Consider the following 15,396-nt stretch of genomic DNA (forward strand, 5'->3'; position numbering starts at 1 on the left):
AACAACGCATCCCGCCCGAAAATTTTCTGCTTAGAAAACTCCGTGAGCCAACATGGCGTCGGCAACCTTCTTAAATCCAGCAATATTTGCTCCGATGACAAGGTCTCCCTCGTGACCGTATTCGCGGGCGGTTTCCTCGCAGGTGCGATAAATATCGCTCATAATTTCTTGCAGGCGCTGATCAGCGTAGTCAAAAGTCCACGACTCGCGGGAGGCGTTTTGTTGCATTTCCAATGCAGAGGTGGCTACACCACCAGCATTAGCGGCCTTACCAGGTGCGAAGTGGATACCAAGTTCCCGATAGACATCGATAGCCTCAGCTGTCGACGGCATATTAGCGCCTTCGGCGACGAATCTACAGCCATTCTGAGCCAGGGTGCGAGCATGATTGCCATCGAGCTCGTTTTGGGTTGCGCACGGAAGGGCCACATCACATGGCAGATCCCAGATCGACCCCTCAGGGTGGAAGGTTGTTCCAGCAACTTCATCGGCGTAGACCGAAACGCGCTCGCGTCGATCTTCCTTGATCTCCTTGAGCTTTTCTACATCCACTCCTTCTGGGGTATGAACCCAACCTGATGAATCCGAAAAACCAACCACCGTTGCACCCAGTTCTTGGGCCTTTTCGATGGCATATATCGAGACATTGCCAGAACCGGAGACCACCACTGTGGCACCATCGAAGGAGGCTCCGTGGGTTTTCATTAGTTCTTGGGTAAAGTAGACGCAACCATAACCTGTGGCTTCGGTTCGCACCAGCGATCCGCCCCAACCCAAACCTTTACCGGTAAGCACTCCAGCTTCGTATTGATTAGCGAGGCGTCGATATTGGCCAAAGAGATAACCAATTTCCCGGCCGCCTACCCCGATATCACCGGCAGGCACATCGGTAAACTGGCCGATATGGCGGCGCAGTTCGGTCATAAATGCCTGGCAGAAGCGCATGATTTCGGCGTCAGACTTACCCTTTGGATCAAAGTCCGATCCACCCTTGCCACCGCCAATGGCCTGGCCCGTCAAAGCATTTTTAAAGATCTGTTCGAAGCCTAGAAATTTTACAATGCCCAAGTTGACCGAGGGGTGAAAACGCAGGCCGCCTTTATAGGGCCCCAGTGCTGCATTGAATTGGACACGGAAACCGCGGTTTGTCTGCACTCGCCCCTGGTCGTCGACCCATGTCACCCGGAAGAGAACCTGCCGATCGGGTTCGCAGATGCGCTCGATTAGGCCGTCTTCTAGATATTGAGGATCTTTTTCTGCAACGATTTTCAGGGACTCAAAAACCTCGTCGACAGCTTGATGAAATTCAGCCTCGCCGGCGTTGCGCTTGACCAGGGTTTCGTAATAAGTATCGATGGTTTTTTTGATTTCAGACATAGTGGTTCCTTCCCTAGTCCATATAAAGCACCCCGCTTGTACTCTTGAGCTACAACCGCTACGACCGTAGTGAGAGATGATTAAAACCTATAAAAACTCTATATTCACGAGCCGAAGAGTCGGGGCGACTATTGTGTGCAGCATAATTCTACACAGCTATAGAAATTAGTACCTATTCAGCTATCGAATTCAATACCCCCTTTTGGGATAGATGCATGTCATCTGAGGTTTTTCCAGATTATCCGACCGTCAGGATCGCTATATATAGTTTTCATTAAGGGCTCGTCGTGGGGGTAAATTACTCCAGCGTGGCCCCTCGCTCGCTATAGTATGGGGCTAGAAATCTAGCCCCGAGTACCACACGATAGGAAGTTCCTTCGATGCGCATTGTTATCGCCCCCGACTCCTTCAAGGGCTCTGGTAGTGCCACCGAAATCGCCGCCATGCTCGCTCACAGCATACAAACGGAACTCTTACACCACATGGCTCCAGAGGAGATTGATATTGTACAATGCCCCATGGCCGATGGCGGTGAGGGAACCAGTGAAGTCTTCACGGGTGAGCGCATCACTCTTCCGTCTATCGACGCTAATGGGCGCCTGATTGAGGCTAGTTACACCTTCGACTCCGAGATCCACACGGCCTATATCGATCTCGCTCAAGCCTCTGGCCTCCCACTCGTAGCAGATGATCCACGACCTCTTGATGCCGATACTTTCGGAACCGGTGTACTCATTGCGGATGCTCATGCCCGCGGAGCCACCCGCATAGTCCTGGGATTAGGTGGCACAGCCACCACTGATGCGGGCACGGGTATTCTCGCGGCCCTAGGAGTGGTGCCAGTCGATACTCACGGTCGCCCAGTCGCTCACGGTGGGGGTTCTCTGAGCTCCATTGACCGCCTCGATACCGCCACCCTCAATATCGGCGCTGCCCAACTCGAGTGGATTCTACTACGAGATGTCTCCAACCCAGCCACGGGCCCAAACGGCACCGCCCGTCAATTCGCTCCGCAGAAGGGAGCAACCCCAGCTGAGCAGGACATTCTCGAGCGCGGCATCACCGATTTTGCGAGTCTCGTCGACCTCGACCCGCAAACAGTCGGCTTCGGGGCAGCAGGGGCTCTACCCCTAGGACTCATCTGGCTGTCACGGCTTATCTATGGGTCTAGCGATCATATCCATCTACTCCCCGGTGCCAAGGTTGTTGCCGACTCCCTCGATCTCATGCATCTAAGCCACGAAGCGGACTGGATTATCACGGGCGAAGGACAGTTTGACTCCCAATCCGAGGCGGGGAAAGTGGTCTTTGAAGTATTAGATATAGCCTCACACTCCCCGGCGCGCACGATAGTGGTGGCGGGGAAAATTGAGGGCACTCCTCAGGCCGATTGGACCTACACACTCATCGATGCCCCCTTGCCAGAACAGCTTCGCGACGCCGGCAAAAAGATCGCCCACGAAATTCTGAGGACATTACAGGAGAATCCTCGGAAATAATTTTCCCCTCCTTCGCCCAAAGTTTGGCAATAGGCACCGATATACCGACTATTATCAGTGCCTATGAGTTTCCTGTTTTCGCGAGTTAATCCGATCCAAACCATGGCCGATGGCACGATTAAGCAAATTAATCCTTTCTCGGGTACTGAGGTTTGGACGGTACCCGGACGCGGGCACCGCCCTCTTGATCACCCAGCCCGCGATACTCTCCCAATCACACCAGGAGAACGGGAAAACTATTGCGCTTTCTGCAGTGCTCGCTTAGACGAAACACCACCAGAAAAGGCGCGGGTTATCCGTCACGGCGAAAACGATTTTGAAATTGTAGAAAAACCCAGCTTTGCCGAAATCGATGGCACCGAGGCGGAGTTTAGGCGGGTATCAAACCTATTCGAGATCGTCAGTTACGCCTACTGGCAGGCCAACTACGGCTTCGAAATGAATGCAGCGCAACGATCATGGATGCAGCAGTACCAATCGGATCCACGCGGCATCGACCATATATTGCGGATGGTAAAAACCAAGCGCCAGGCCGCTGGACTTGACCCTGAACTTCCTAGCCAGATCCTGGTCAAGGAAGCTGAGAGCTTTTTTGGCGGTGGCCATGACCTCATTATCGGCCGACGGCATTTTTCCGATCATGCACATGACCATACGGGCCTAGCCTCCGCGGGCAGCTTAAGCGTCGTGGAGCACCGAGCCTTTATCCAGTTCACTATCCACACCATGCAGGATTTATACTCCAATAATCGCTACACCCCTTATGTTGCCGTTTTTCAGAACTGGCTCAAACCCGCCGGCGCCTCTTTCGATCATTTGCACAAGCAACTAGTTAGCATCGATGAGCGCGGGCTGGCGGCCGAGAACGAGGTAGCCAAACTACGGCAGAATCCCAATATGTACAACGAATGGGCCGTCAACTATGCCGCGATGCGGAATTTAGTGATCGCCGAGAATGAGCATGCTATCTGCTTCGCTGGCTTCGGTCACCGTTACCCCACCTTAGAGGTTTATTCGAAGTCCCCCACCCCTGAGCCCTGGCTGCAAACTCCAGCAGAAGTAGCTTCAATGAGTGACTTGATCCACGCCTGCCACGCAGCGGTTGGCCCCCATGTGCCCAGCAATGAAGAGTGGCATCATAAACCTATTGACCTAGACATCCCCATGCCCTGGCGGGTGATGATTAAGTGGCGCGTATCCACCTTGGCAGGTTTCGAAGGTGGCACAAAAGTATATCTGAACACCCTCAGTCCTTGGGATGTCCGTGACCGAGTGGTGTCATCGATGTTCCAATTAAGAGATAGCAACAGTATCTCCTCAGATATTCGGATCGCTACCGAATGCACCATCGAGCGCAACAGTCTCAAATACAATCGCCTACTTCCTTTATAAGCCTCCCACTTAAGGTTCGCACTCACTACAGTATGAAGAATGACTAACTCCATCCACGAACTCATTTCCCACACAGATCTCTCCTGGCAGCGGGAACTCTATGAATATCTTCACCAGCACCCTGAACTATCTGAGCATGAGGAGTTCACCGCGAAGAGCATTATTGGTGCGCTGGCACCTTTTGACGCGGAGGTGATTACAGATATAGGCGGTTTTGGCATCGTGGCTACTCTGCGCAATGGCGACGGACCATGCGTTTTATTGCGCGCGGATTTCGACGGCCTGCCTGTCACGGAGGAGACCCAGGTGAGCTACACTTCACAGAATCCTGGGGTTATGCATGCCTGCGGTCACGATATGCACGCAACCTCGTTACTTTCAGTCGTAGCTATTTTGGATGCGAACCGTCAAGCGTGGTCGGGCACCTTCATCGCGCTATTCCAACCGAGTGAAGAAAACGGTCGAGGGGCTCAAAAAATGGTCGACGCTGGGCTTCATGCCATCCTGCCGCGCCCCGATCTCTGCTTGGGACTGCATATTATTGCCGGCTCTGCAGGTACAGTATTCACCCGCCCGGGCCCCATTCTCACTACTGCAGACACGATTGAGATCACTATTGAAGGGAAATCCGCCCACGGCTCAATGCCACATTTGTCGATCGACCCCACCTTTACCGCTGCAGCCATTGTGATGCGACTACAGGGCATAGTAGGTCGCGAAATTTCTCCACACGATTTTGCGGTTATTTCAGTAGGAACTCTTGAATCCGGTCATTCTTCGAATACGATCCCAGGTTCAGCGCGCCTGGTGCTCAATTGCCGTAGCTATGATTCCTCTGTGCGCGACACACTCTATGCCGCAATCGAACGAGTGGTGCGAGCCGAGTGCCAAGCATCTGGAATTATAGAAGAACCTAGTATTCGCTACTATGCTCATGCCCCGCTCACCGATAACTCGGAGAAAATCTATCAGGATTTACGTCCAGTTTTCGACTCCCACTTCGGTGACAACTCACAGGTGGCCGAACGGTGGACCGCTTCGGAAGATTTTTCGAATATTCCGCGCTCGTGGGACAGCCCCTATTTCTTCTGGTTTGTTGGAGCAACGCCCAAATACGTGTGGGAGGCCGATCCAAGTAGTGCGCCAGGAAACCACATGCCCGATTTCCTTCCCGATTTCGCTCCCACACTCTCTGCTTGCGTTGAGTCTTCCTTATTGGCGGTGCTGCACTACCTGGGCCACTCATCAAAAAATTAAAATGTTCATAACTAGCACGGCACCATAACCCCATCCATCTCCATTAAGATGTGATAAATCTCAAAGCAGCAAATGTAGTCCAAACTCACATCACCCAAATTTGAACCGTTAATCACCTTTATTTAACCAGCTAGATACGGTATTAAATGATTTAGGCGGTATAAAGCGCAGCTGTAGTTTCGCTAAAAACGGGGGCAAAACAGGTTCGTGGGTATTTTCAATAGTACTTTTCAGTACGCGGCTACTAGACTGGGGCGCTAAGAAGAGATCGATGGCTTCAGATGCATTTCGCCATCGATCTATCCCCTATGATTACAGGAGAAGAACTTCTATATTATGAAGAATTCCACGAAGACCCCTGCGCTGGATGCTACTGTTGCAGGCCACGTCCGCGCCGTAGCCGGCTCATCCCCAGCTACCGCAACCAACCGCAAGTTCTGGTTCGGCCTATCGCACTCCGTTATGGAACAGCTCTCCGATAACTGGGAGAGGACCACCAAGGCCTATAACGCTACTCGCCAACAGCACTACCTGTCTGCTGAATTCCTTATGGGTCGCGCACTGCTGAATAATCTCACCAACCTCGATCTGGTTGAGGATGCAGAAAAGGCCACCAGGGAATTGGGCCACGAGCTCTCGGATGTTCTTGAAGCCGAAAACGATGCTGCACTAGGCAATGGCGGCCTCGGCCGTCTCGCCGCCTGCTTCCTCGACTCCGCCGTCACCCACGACTATCCAGTAACCGGTTACGGCATCCTCTACCGTTATGGTTTGTTCAAGCAGATTTTTGACAACGGCTTCCAGACCGAGGAGCCTGACGCGTGGAAGGAAGACGGCTACCCCTTCGTAGTCCGTCGCGAGGAAGAGCAGCGGACCGTAAAATTCGACGATATGGTCGTTCGCGCAATCCCCTTTGATATGCCAATCACCGGCTATGGCACCAAAAACGTGGGTACGCTGCGGTTATGGAAAGCAGAGCCACTGGAGGAATTCGACTACGAGGCCTTCAACTCCCAGCTATTTACTGATGCGATCGTAGAACGCGAACGTGTCATGGATCTATGCCGCGTGCTGTACCCGAACGACACCACCTACGCTGGCAAACTCCTGCGCGTACGCCAGCAGTACTTCTTCTGCTCTGCGTCCTTGCAGGCAATGATCGATAATTATATCGAACAGCACGGCAAGGATCTCAGCGATTTTGGCAAGTACAACTCGATTCAGCTCAACGATACCCACCCTGTGCTCGCCATCCCTGAGCTCATGCGTTTGCTCATGGACGATCACGGACTGGGCTGGGATGCAGCATGGAAGATCGTTACCGAAACCTTCGCCTACACTAACCACACGGTTCTTGCTGAGGCTCTCGAGCAATGGTCGTGCACCATTTTCCAGCAGCTGTTCTACCGCGTCTTTGAAATTGTGGTCGAAATTGACCGCCGCTTCCGGGAAGATATGGCTCAGCGCGGCCTCGACGCAGGGCGCATTAACTATATGGCCCCTGTCCAGGACGGCGTGGTCCATATGGCGTGGATCGCCTGCTATGCCGCTTACTCCATCAACGGTGTCGCTGCCCTCCACACCGAGATCATCAAGGCAGAGACCCTAAAGGAATGGCACGAGATCTGGCCTGCGAAATTCAATAACAAGACCAATGGTGTGACCCCACGCCGCTGGTTGAAGATGTGCAACCCGCGCTTGGCTGACCTCCTCACTCGCCTGCTTGGTTCCGATGCTTGGGTCACCGACCTTGATGAACTCAAGAAGCTGCGCAAATACGGCGAAGACGATGCCATCATGCAGGAACTTCTCGATGTTAAGGATGCTAATAAGCGCGACTTCGCCCAGTGGATCGAGGATCGCCAAGGCATTGCTATTGATCCAGAGTCGATCTACGACGTTCAGATTAAGCGTCTGCACGAATACAAGCGCCAGCTTATGAACGCTTTGTATATTTTGGATCTCTACTTCCGCATCAAGATCGACGGAGAAAGCAACGTTCCTCCTCGTACCTTTATCTTTGGTGCTAAAGCGGCTCCCGGATACGTACGTGCCAAGGGCATTATTAAGCTCATCAACGAGATCGGTCGCCTCGTCAACAGTGACCCTGAGGTCTCAAAGGTGCTGCGTGTAGTCTTCGTGGAAAATTACAATGTTTCCCCGGCCGAGCACATCATCCCAGCCTCTGATGTCTCTGAGCAGATCTCCACTGCAGGCAAGGAAGCTTCCGGCACCTCAAATATGAAGTTCATGATGAACGGTGCTCTCACCCTCGGTACCCTTGACGGTGCCAATGTGGAAATTCTGGATTCTGTGGGCGACGACAACGCCTATATCTTTGGTGCCAAGGTTGAGGAACTGCCGGAACTGCGGACCAATTACAGCCCCTACCATGTTTACGAGACCGTTCCGGGCCTCAAGCGCGTGCTCGATGCCTTCGTGGATGGCAATCTGGACGATAATCAGTCTGGTCTCTTCCACGATCTGCGCGCCTCCCTCCTCGATGGGGGCGGCTGGGAGACCCCAGACGTGTACTACGTTCTCGGCGATTTTGCCGCCTATCGCGAAACCCGCGATAAGATGGCTGCAGATTTCTACGCTGATCGCCTACATTGGGCCCGCATGTGCTGGGTCAATATTTGCGAGTCCGGCCGCTTCTCCTCCGACCGCACTATCGGTGACTACGCTCGCGAAGTGTGGAAGCTAGAAGAAACCAAAATCTAATCACTTCTGAGTGAGATCCGCGATTTGGCGCCACCGTCATATCGCGGATTTTTTTCGCCATAGCTTCGCAGCATCCTCGGGCCCGTATCTGCCCGATCACTTCAACCGGTAATGGGGTCGCTTGCGCGGCGGGTTCTACCCAAGTACAGATCCGACACTTTAAAAAACTACGCGGTCTCACTCTAGGATATGGTGGTGAAAGTCCGTTTGAACCGAGCACATGCTTACTACAACTATCACGAAGCGGTAGACTTCATTTTGGTGCGAGAGTTGAGATCTAGATTGAACCTCTACACTGCTGTGATCTACCACCACCATCTCTCGCTTTCCGTGAAGCCCCGCAGCAAGGTTTAGTAGCTGAAGCAGATATGAATCGAAGGAGGTCATCGTGGCAATTCATGTGTGCCGTATACTCTCAGCCGCCGTAGTGAGTACCGTGGTTCTGACGGGTCTTAGTGCGTGCAGCACCGGCGATGATGGGCAGCCTTCCGTTTACTTTCTGAATTTCAAACCGGAGCAAGAGTCTGCCTACCAAAAAATCGCCGCAGCATATACAGCTCAGACTGGTGTTCCCGTGAAAATCGAGACTGTTACTTCAGGAAATTACGAAAATGCTCTCAAAACTGAAGTGTCCCAACCAGATGCCCCTACCCTTTTCCAGCTCAATGGCCCTACAGGCTTGAAAACGTGGCAGCACTACACCGCAGATCTCTCCGATATCGCACTGACGGCGGCGCTCAAACAGCCCAATCAGGCTCTCAGGGGTGATGACGGCAAGGTTTACGGAGTGCCCTTTGCAGTAGAGGGCTACGGAATTATCTACAACGAGGAAATCCTAGATCGATACTTCGCTATGCCTGGAGCTCAAGCGACGTCAGCAGCGGATATTCGCGATTATACGACGCTCAAAGCGGTTGCCGACGATATGCAGTCTAGGAAGGAAACACTTGGCATTGACGGAGTATTCTCCTCAACATCGCTAAAAGCAGGGGAGGATTGGCGTTGGCAAACCCACCTTGCCAATATCCCTATGTATTACGAGTTTAGAGACGCCCAAAGCCATAATCTCGACACCGTGGTCTTCAAATACAACGCGAATTTTAAAAAGCTTTTTGATCTATACCTTAATAATTCCACGGTAGATAAAACCTTGACTCCGACACAGCAAGTCTCGGATTCCATGACGGAATTCGCGCTCGGAAAATCGGCTATGGTGCAAAACGGTACGTGGGGATGGAGCCAAGTCACTGAGGTGGAGGGCAGCATCATAAAGCCAGATAAAGTCAAATTCTTACCGCTTTATACTGGTATGTCCGATGACCCGCACCAGGGCTTAGCTGTTGGCACCGAGAACTATCTGGCCGTTAACGCGAAAGCCCCCAAAGAGGATCAGCAGGCGTCGATTGATTTTATCAATTGGCTATTCACCAGCGATGCCGGAAAAAAATACGTGATCGACGACCTTGGTTTTATAGCCCCTTTCAAGCAATATGCTGAAGACGATACCCCCGATAATCCTCTAGCCCGTGAAGTTGCTGTGGCTCTTTCCGATACGCACAGAATAACTATTCCGTGGGTCTTTCAGTATTTTCCTTCACAACAGTTCAAGGACGACTTCGGCTTAGCTTTAACCCAGTATGCAACTGGCAGAATGGAATGGTCTGATGTCGTGTCCCAATTCGTCGAGAGCTGGGCAGCTGAAAAGAATGCGAATACCTAGACATCGGACTCGACTTTTCTAGTTAAATCCAACGCGGGTTCGTTTATGCGTTGTTGTAGCCCCCAACTAGTGGAATCGCGGTTTCTCACAGCTTCCTCAAGGCCCATGATTAGATGAATATATCGCAAGTACTCTTTGTCTTTCTTGTGTGCATAAAAAAAGAAGCTGCCCACTACATGGACAGCTTCTTTTTTTTCCTAGGCCTTGATTTGCTTAACCACGGTCTCTTCACCCAGGAGATGAACCTGGATCATATTGGTGTTACCAGATACTCCTGGAGGGGTGCCGGCTACCATAACTACCATGTCATCGCGAGAATAGCGATCCATGGACAGCAGCTGCTTATCAATTTCTTCGATCATTTCATCGGTGCTTGCCAGATCAGGAGTGAGGAAGGTCTCGGCGCCCCAGGTCAGGGCAAGTTCACTGCGAACCGCCACATGCGGAGTAAATACGAGAAGCGGTAAATCCGTGCGCAAACGAGCGACACGCTTTGCGGTATCACCGGAGGAGGTAAAGGCAACCAATGCCTTGGCATTCAAGCGTTCGGCGATATCGCGCGCAGAGTAGGAAATAACGCCACGCTTGGTACGTGGGATATGGGCCAGTGGAGGCACCTCACCATCTTGCTCAGCGGCCATAACGATACGAGCCATGGTACGCACGGTATTGTGGGGATCTACACCAACCGAGGTCTCACCGGAAAGCATCACGGCATCAGCGCCGTCGAGGACAGCATTAGCCACGTCGGAAGCCTCAGCGCGAGTCGGACGGGAGTTGGTGATCATGGAGTCCAGCATCTGAGTTGCAACGATGACGGGCTTTGCATTCTCACGCGCGATTTGCACGGCGCGCTTTTGAACATGCGGAACCAGCTCGAGTGGGCATTCAACACCGAGGTCACCGCGGGCGACCATAATGCCGTCGAAGGCGAGAACGATAGCTTCGAGGCTTTCAATAGCTTCAGGTTTCTCCAGCTTTGCAATGACCGGGACGCGGCGCCCTTCCTCGTCCATGATCTGGTGGACGAGTTCAACGTCTTCCGCTGAGCGGACGAAGGAGAGAGCAATGAAATCCACGCCTAGTTTGAGGGCGAAACGCAGGTCACGAATGTCTTTTTCGGATAGGGCGGGGACGGAAATGTCCATACCAGGCAGGGATACGCCCTTGTTATTGGAAACTGGGCCACCTTCCACTACTTCGCAGACTACGTCATTGCCTTCGACGCTCTTACATACAAGTGCAACCTTGCCATCATCAACGAGGAGGCGATCGCCAGGCTTAGCGTCCTTGGCTAGGTTCTTGTAGGTGGTGGATACACGGTCGTGGGTACCCTCGACGTCGTCGACGGTGATCCGAACGATTTCACCGTTCTCCCACACAGTGGCGCCGGTGGCGAAGCGACCAAGGCGAATCTTGGGCCCCTGCAGGTCGGCCAAAATACCGACAGCGCGACCAGTTTCATCGGTTGCTTCGCGAACCCAGCGGTAGTTTTGCTCATGGTCGGCGTGGTCACCATGGGAGAAGTTCATGCGAGCCACGTTCATACCATCACGGACAAGGTTCAAAATAGCGTCCTTGCTGGCAACAGCAGGACCCAGAGTACAAACTATCTTAGTGCGACGTTCCATGCCTTAAACACTAATCGCACAAAGCCAAATGCGCTAACAAGCCGCCCTAGGTCACACCGTCGGACTAAGGAAATAAGATGCAAACGGGCATAAACGCAGCTCACTAGAAAAAAGGTGTGATAGAAATAACTTTTGACCTTATTCGGCTGCCGCTCGGTGAGGACTGATCTCCCCGGCCGACTCCCGCCCGCGTGGCAAGAGAAAGAAAACGATGCCAGCCATCACAAAGGCCGCAATGGAGACGATCGCATTGATCCTGATTCCCTCAATTAGCGTGGCCTCATCGGTGCGCATATTCTCGATAATGAACCGACCCGCGGTATAGCTCATCACATAGAGGGCAAAAACTCGGCCATGACCCAGTCGGAGTTTTCTGTCCATAAAGATAAGAAAAAAGAATACCGCGACATTCCACACCAGCTCGTAGAGGAAGGTTGGGTGCACTGTGGCAATAATTTCGCCCGTCGAGCGCCCCGTCATTGGCGCGTATTGCCCCATCTCGTCTACTCGATAATAAATCTCGAGTGCCCACGGCACTGTAGTTTCCGCACCGTAGAGTTCTTGATTAAACCAATTACCCAGTCGTCCGATCCCCTGAGCCAAAATGACGCCGGGTATGAGGGCATCAGCAAAGGGCGCAAAGGGAATCTTTCGCCACCGCAGATAACCCCATACTGCCACTGCGCCAAGGAATACAGCCCCCCAAATTCCGAGACCTCCATTGGTGATCTTTAGTGCGTCCACTGGATTACAGGTATCACAGAAGTATTTATGGTTATCGGTAATCACGTGATAGAGACGACCGCCGATTATCCCAGCGGGAATGGCAATAATAGCCGCGTCGAGGACGAGTTCTGGATCGCCACCACGCTCGTGATATCGGCGGCGACCGATCCATATCGCCACAATAATCCCCACTATGATACTCAAGGCATAACCACGCAAGGGGAAGGAGCCTAAGTACCACACCCCTTGCGGAGGCGACGGAATAGCGGCAAGTGTACTCATAATCACAAATATGCTCCCAATAATGACGGTACGTTTTAGATAGTGCGGTGAAGATATTCTTTTAACCGCGCCCCGGACAGGAGGGATGAAGTCCCACCGAGACCAGCTTTTTAGTAAATTCCTGCGGTGAATCGGCAGTCACCAGGGATTGTCCCATGACTACAGCGTCCGCACCCGAAGCCGCATAATCAAGAAGCTCGGCCGCGGTGCGCACCCCCGACAAAGCAATTTTTATAATACTGTGCGGCAAGCCTGGTGCAATATCACCGAAGGCACGACGATTTAAGGTCATTGTCTCAAAATCCCTCGCATTAACCCCGATTATGCTAGCGCCGGCAGCCAAGGCTCGAGAGGCCTCCTGCGGATTCCGCACTTCTACAAGCGCAGCCATTCCCAGTGATTCAACGCGGTCGATGAGCGCGGCAAGATGTGGTTGGTCGAGGGCGGCTACCCGAAGAGGGACCATATCAGCGCCATAGTAGCGGGCTTCGTGGATCTGGTAGGGATCGATAATAAAGTCGCGGCACATAATGGGCGTTGCCACTGCTTTGCGCACTTCGGCCATCTCTTCTAGGGAGCCATGAAATTGGCGACGCTCGGTATGGCAGGCGATGATGGCGGCACCGCCACGTTCGAATTGCTGGGCCAAGTCCACGGCGGAATCAATATGAGCGATCTCACCGACGGTGGGAGCTGCCCTTTTGATCTCAGCGATGAGGCGACAGCCCCGTTGTTCAAAAAGCGGCCGCACCGGTCTGATATCGGGAGCATGAAGTCGCGACCGTTGCTTCATTTGTTGAAAAGACATGACAGCCTCACGGGCGCGGACATCCTCACGAACGCCAGCGATGATGGATTCTAAGACCGAAGCCACTGAAAGACGATCCTTAACTTAAAGGAAGCTTTATACCGGCAAGCATAAAGCACATGGTGCACGTCTAAGGCTAATGGGGCTGATGAGTAAAACAAAAAGAACGGGTACCCCCTCTAAGAAGCCTCGAACTTTCCACCTTTCGGTTGATCTCCATCGGTCGGGTCGATACCTGCATCGAGGGCATCCCAGATCAACCGACTAGACTCGGGATCGTCTTCGAGATCGGTGACAAGATGATCACGGATCTGACTTTTGCGCTGATATACGCTGCTTCGCTGCACCAAACCCGGTCTCAGACCGATACCTATACCGCCACCGATCGCTGTGAGTCCCCCGATGATCACTAACGGTTCGTAGTTGCTAGAGATGAGAGCGAGTACGCCTGCGATTATGGCGCCTACCCCCGCTAGTCGACGCCCCAAAGCTGGAGTGAAAGGCACCGCTAAGGCACTTAGCCCCGCTGCGAAGGTAGCCAAGAGTGCCGCTGGTTCCCCGGTTGCCCGAGAACCTAGACCGATCAGTATCGTCGCCATAACGATAAGGAGACCAAAGAGCTTATAGGAGTATGTCACTCTATCGCTCCTTTTGGTTAAGATCTGCGAACGCTGTACACAAATGCTCGTGACAGGGTTGACTTCCAATAATAAGACCGTGTGAATCTGCAGTCCATGGGTTGCCTACGAGGTCACTGACTATGGCACCAGATGCTTGGGCGAGTACGACACCAGCTGCGTTATCCCATAGGTGCGGACTGAGACTGACTCCTGCCGCGAAAATACCAGCAGCCCCAAAAGCGAGATCAACTCCGACCGAACCAATCAGGCGAGAGCTGTACCCGAAGTCGGCACACATATCTCTGACTGTTCGTGCGTAACTATCATCCGTTCGAGAAAGGGACGAGATACCAATATGGCTACGCACTTTGGGGCGGGGTTCTAGTGGGGGTTGCGCTCGGCCATTAATAAAAAGCGGGGAACCCTCGTAGGCACCGTATCTACGTGACATAAAAGGGATGCTACTGAAACCAATAACGGGTCGCCCATATGCCACGAGGCTCATGAGGATTGCGCAGGTGGGATTTCCGGCGGCGTAATTTGCGGTGCCATCGATTGGATCGACGATCCAGAAAACCTCGGTGTGTTGTCCCCCAAATTCTTCCCCGCTGACGGGAATTCCGGTAGCGGCGGAAAGTTCGGCGCTGATAATTCTTTCCAATTTTAGGTCTATGGCAGTGGCAAAATCACCACGAGACTTCTCAATTTCCGGCGCTGCTCCAAGGCCTGCAGTAAATAGAGGCTCGACGCTCTTCACCACGCCTTCGGCGCGGTCGTAAAGGCTTTCGAGGTTGATCATAAAGTATTTTTTCCCATGCGTGCACGCATAGTGCTGGGGATAATCGCGCCAGCAATGCCTTCTGACTCATATCGAATTAGTTCGCTTAGCATCGCGGACGAGTCAACGCTGCCTGCTATAGTTTTAGCGTTCGTCACAGCCGCGCTATCGCGCATGAGATCGATGAACGATTCCTGTGATTCGCTCATGATAATGAGCCACTGCAATCCTCGAGCGTCGAGCTCTTCGAGGAGTTCCCAGAAATCTGCGTCGGCGGCAGTGCGCCATTCCCCACCGTGCATGTGCACGGTGATCTCGGCTGCCATGCGATCCAGAGAGGTATAAGGGTGAAGTTCCCTCAAACTGTTGACTGCAATAACTGGTATATAGCCCATCTGATCCGAGGTGCCACGGTATTCCGCAAAAACCCGAGAAATTAGGTGCTGGTAGGTTGCGAGCTCCTCTGGAATATCCGTGCCTCGCGGGATATAAATCTCGTTATCGACAGCTTCCTGGTTGAGCACTGCGCCTACGTCTGCTGGCGGAAGATCAAACCGTTGAATCAGGCTGAAAGTCATGTCA

The 15,396-nt window shown here is 52.8% G+C and carries 12 protein-coding genes; 5 read left to right on the forward strand and 7 right to left on the reverse strand.

What is annotated here, in order from left to right; genetic code table 11:
* Positions 1-30 precede the first annotated feature (30 nt).
* Positions 31-1,377 carry an NADP-specific glutamate dehydrogenase gene (gdhA, locus tag N7326_RS01830; protein ID WP_259076236.1) on the reverse strand — a complete coding sequence of 449 codons (1,347 nt, stop codon included), beginning with the start codon at positions 1,375-1,377 and terminating at the stop codon, positions 31-33.
* 380 nt (positions 1,378-1,757) lie between these two features.
* Between gdhA and N7326_RS01835 the strand changes: the two genes are divergently transcribed.
* The 5 genes from N7326_RS01835 (at position 1,758) to N7326_RS01855 (ending at position 9,969) form a co-directional block, all read left to right on the forward strand.
* Positions 1,758-2,876 (forward strand): glycerate kinase, encoded by a 1,119-nt coding sequence (locus N7326_RS01835; RefSeq protein WP_259076234.1) that lies wholly within the window; start codon positions 1,758-1,760, stop codon positions 2,874-2,876.
* 63 nt (positions 2,877-2,939) lie between these two features.
* Positions 2,940-4,268 (forward strand): DUF4921 family protein, encoded by a 1,329-nt coding sequence (locus tag N7326_RS01840; protein ID WP_263088057.1) that lies wholly within the window; start codon positions 2,940-2,942, stop codon positions 4,266-4,268.
* A 39-nt stretch (positions 4,269-4,307) separates the two neighbouring features.
* Positions 4,308-5,525: an amidohydrolase gene (locus tag N7326_RS01845; protein ID WP_259076228.1), complete on the forward strand. Its 1,218-nt coding sequence runs from the start codon at positions 4,308-4,310 to the stop codon at positions 5,523-5,525.
* A gap of 336 nt (positions 5,526-5,861) precedes the next feature.
* On the forward strand, positions 5,862-8,249 hold the full coding sequence (locus N7326_RS01850) for a glycogen/starch/alpha-glucan phosphorylase (RefSeq protein WP_259157645.1): 2,388 nt from the start codon (positions 5,862-5,864) through the stop codon (positions 8,247-8,249).
* A 388-nt stretch (positions 8,250-8,637) separates the two neighbouring features.
* A complete protein-coding gene (locus N7326_RS01855) occupies positions 8,638-9,969 on the forward strand; it encodes an ABC transporter substrate-binding protein (RefSeq protein WP_259076223.1) in 1,332 nt (443 codons plus the stop codon).
* 197 nt (positions 9,970-10,166) lie between these two features.
* On the opposite strand, the gene pyk is transcribed toward N7326_RS01855, so the two are convergent.
* The 6 genes from pyk to N7326_RS01885 form a co-directional block, all read right to left on the reverse strand.
* A complete protein-coding gene (gene pyk / locus N7326_RS01860) occupies positions 10,167-11,600 on the reverse strand; it encodes a pyruvate kinase (protein WP_259076221.1) in 1,434 nt (477 codons plus the stop codon).
* 138 nt (positions 11,601-11,738) lie between these two features.
* Positions 11,739-12,608 carry a prolipoprotein diacylglyceryl transferase gene (gene lgt, locus N7326_RS01865; RefSeq protein ID WP_396124680.1) on the reverse strand — a complete coding sequence of 290 codons (870 nt, stop codon included), beginning with the start codon at positions 12,606-12,608 and terminating at the stop codon, positions 11,739-11,741.
* A 61-nt stretch (positions 12,609-12,669) separates the two neighbouring features.
* Complete coding sequence (locus N7326_RS01870) at positions 12,670-13,482, reverse strand: indole-3-glycerol phosphate synthase TrpC (RefSeq protein WP_259076217.1); 813 nt, start codon at positions 13,480-13,482, stop codon at positions 12,670-12,672.
* 113 nt (positions 13,483-13,595) lie between these two features.
* Positions 13,596-14,054 (reverse strand): Trp biosynthesis-associated membrane protein, encoded by a 459-nt coding sequence (locus N7326_RS01875; RefSeq protein ID WP_259076215.1) that lies wholly within the window; start codon positions 14,052-14,054, stop codon positions 13,596-13,598.
* Between the two features lies 1 nt (position 14,055).
* Positions 14,056-14,835: an inositol monophosphatase family protein gene (locus tag N7326_RS01880; protein ID WP_259076213.1), complete on the reverse strand. Its 780-nt coding sequence runs from the start codon at positions 14,833-14,835 to the stop codon at positions 14,056-14,058.
* Entirely contained in the window at positions 14,832-15,392 is a 561-nt protein-coding gene (locus tag N7326_RS01885) for a hypothetical protein (protein WP_259076211.1), read from the reverse strand. The genes N7326_RS01880 and N7326_RS01885 overlap by 4 nt, the downstream gene beginning before the upstream one ends.
* Positions 15,393-15,396: the final 4 nt, after the last annotated feature.

The sequence above is a fragment of the Corynebacterium sp. ES2794-CONJ1 genome (assembly GCF_025660615.1).
Classification (GTDB): domain Bacteria; phylum Actinomycetota; class Actinomycetes; order Mycobacteriales; family Mycobacteriaceae; genus Corynebacterium.

Bases quoted from the DNA above. Each gene is read 5' to 3' on its own strand.
- N7326_RS01835 (WP_259076234.1), top strand. From the start codon at position 1,758: ATGCGCATTGTTATCGCCCCCGACTCCTTCAAGGGCTCTGGTAGTGCC.
- N7326_RS01880 (WP_259076213.1), bottom strand. From the start codon at position 14,835: ATGATCAACCTCGAAAGCCTTTACGACCGCGCCGAAGGCGTGGTGAAG.
- lgt (WP_396124680.1), bottom strand. From the start codon at position 12,608: ATGAGTACACTTGCCGCTATTCCGTCGCCTCCGCAAGGGGTGTGGTAC.
- pyk (WP_259076221.1), bottom strand. From the start codon at position 11,600: ATGGAACGTCGCACTAAGATAGTTTGTACTCTGGGTCCTGCTGTTGCC.
- N7326_RS01840 (WP_263088057.1), top strand. From the start codon at position 2,940: ATGAGTTTCCTGTTTTCGCGAGTTAATCCGATCCAAACCATGGCCGAT.
- N7326_RS01845 (WP_259076228.1), top strand. From the start codon at position 4,308: ATGACTAACTCCATCCACGAACTCATTTCCCACACAGATCTCTCCTGG.
- N7326_RS01850 (WP_259157645.1), top strand. From the start codon at position 5,862: ATGAAGAATTCCACGAAGACCCCTGCGCTGGATGCTACTGTTGCAGGC.
- gdhA (WP_259076236.1), bottom strand. From the start codon at position 1,377: ATGTCTGAAATCAAAAAAACCATCGATACTTATTACGAAACCCTGGTC.
- N7326_RS01885 (WP_259076211.1), bottom strand. From the start codon at position 15,392: ATGACTTTCAGCCTGATTCAACGGTTTGATCTTCCGCCAGCAGACGTA.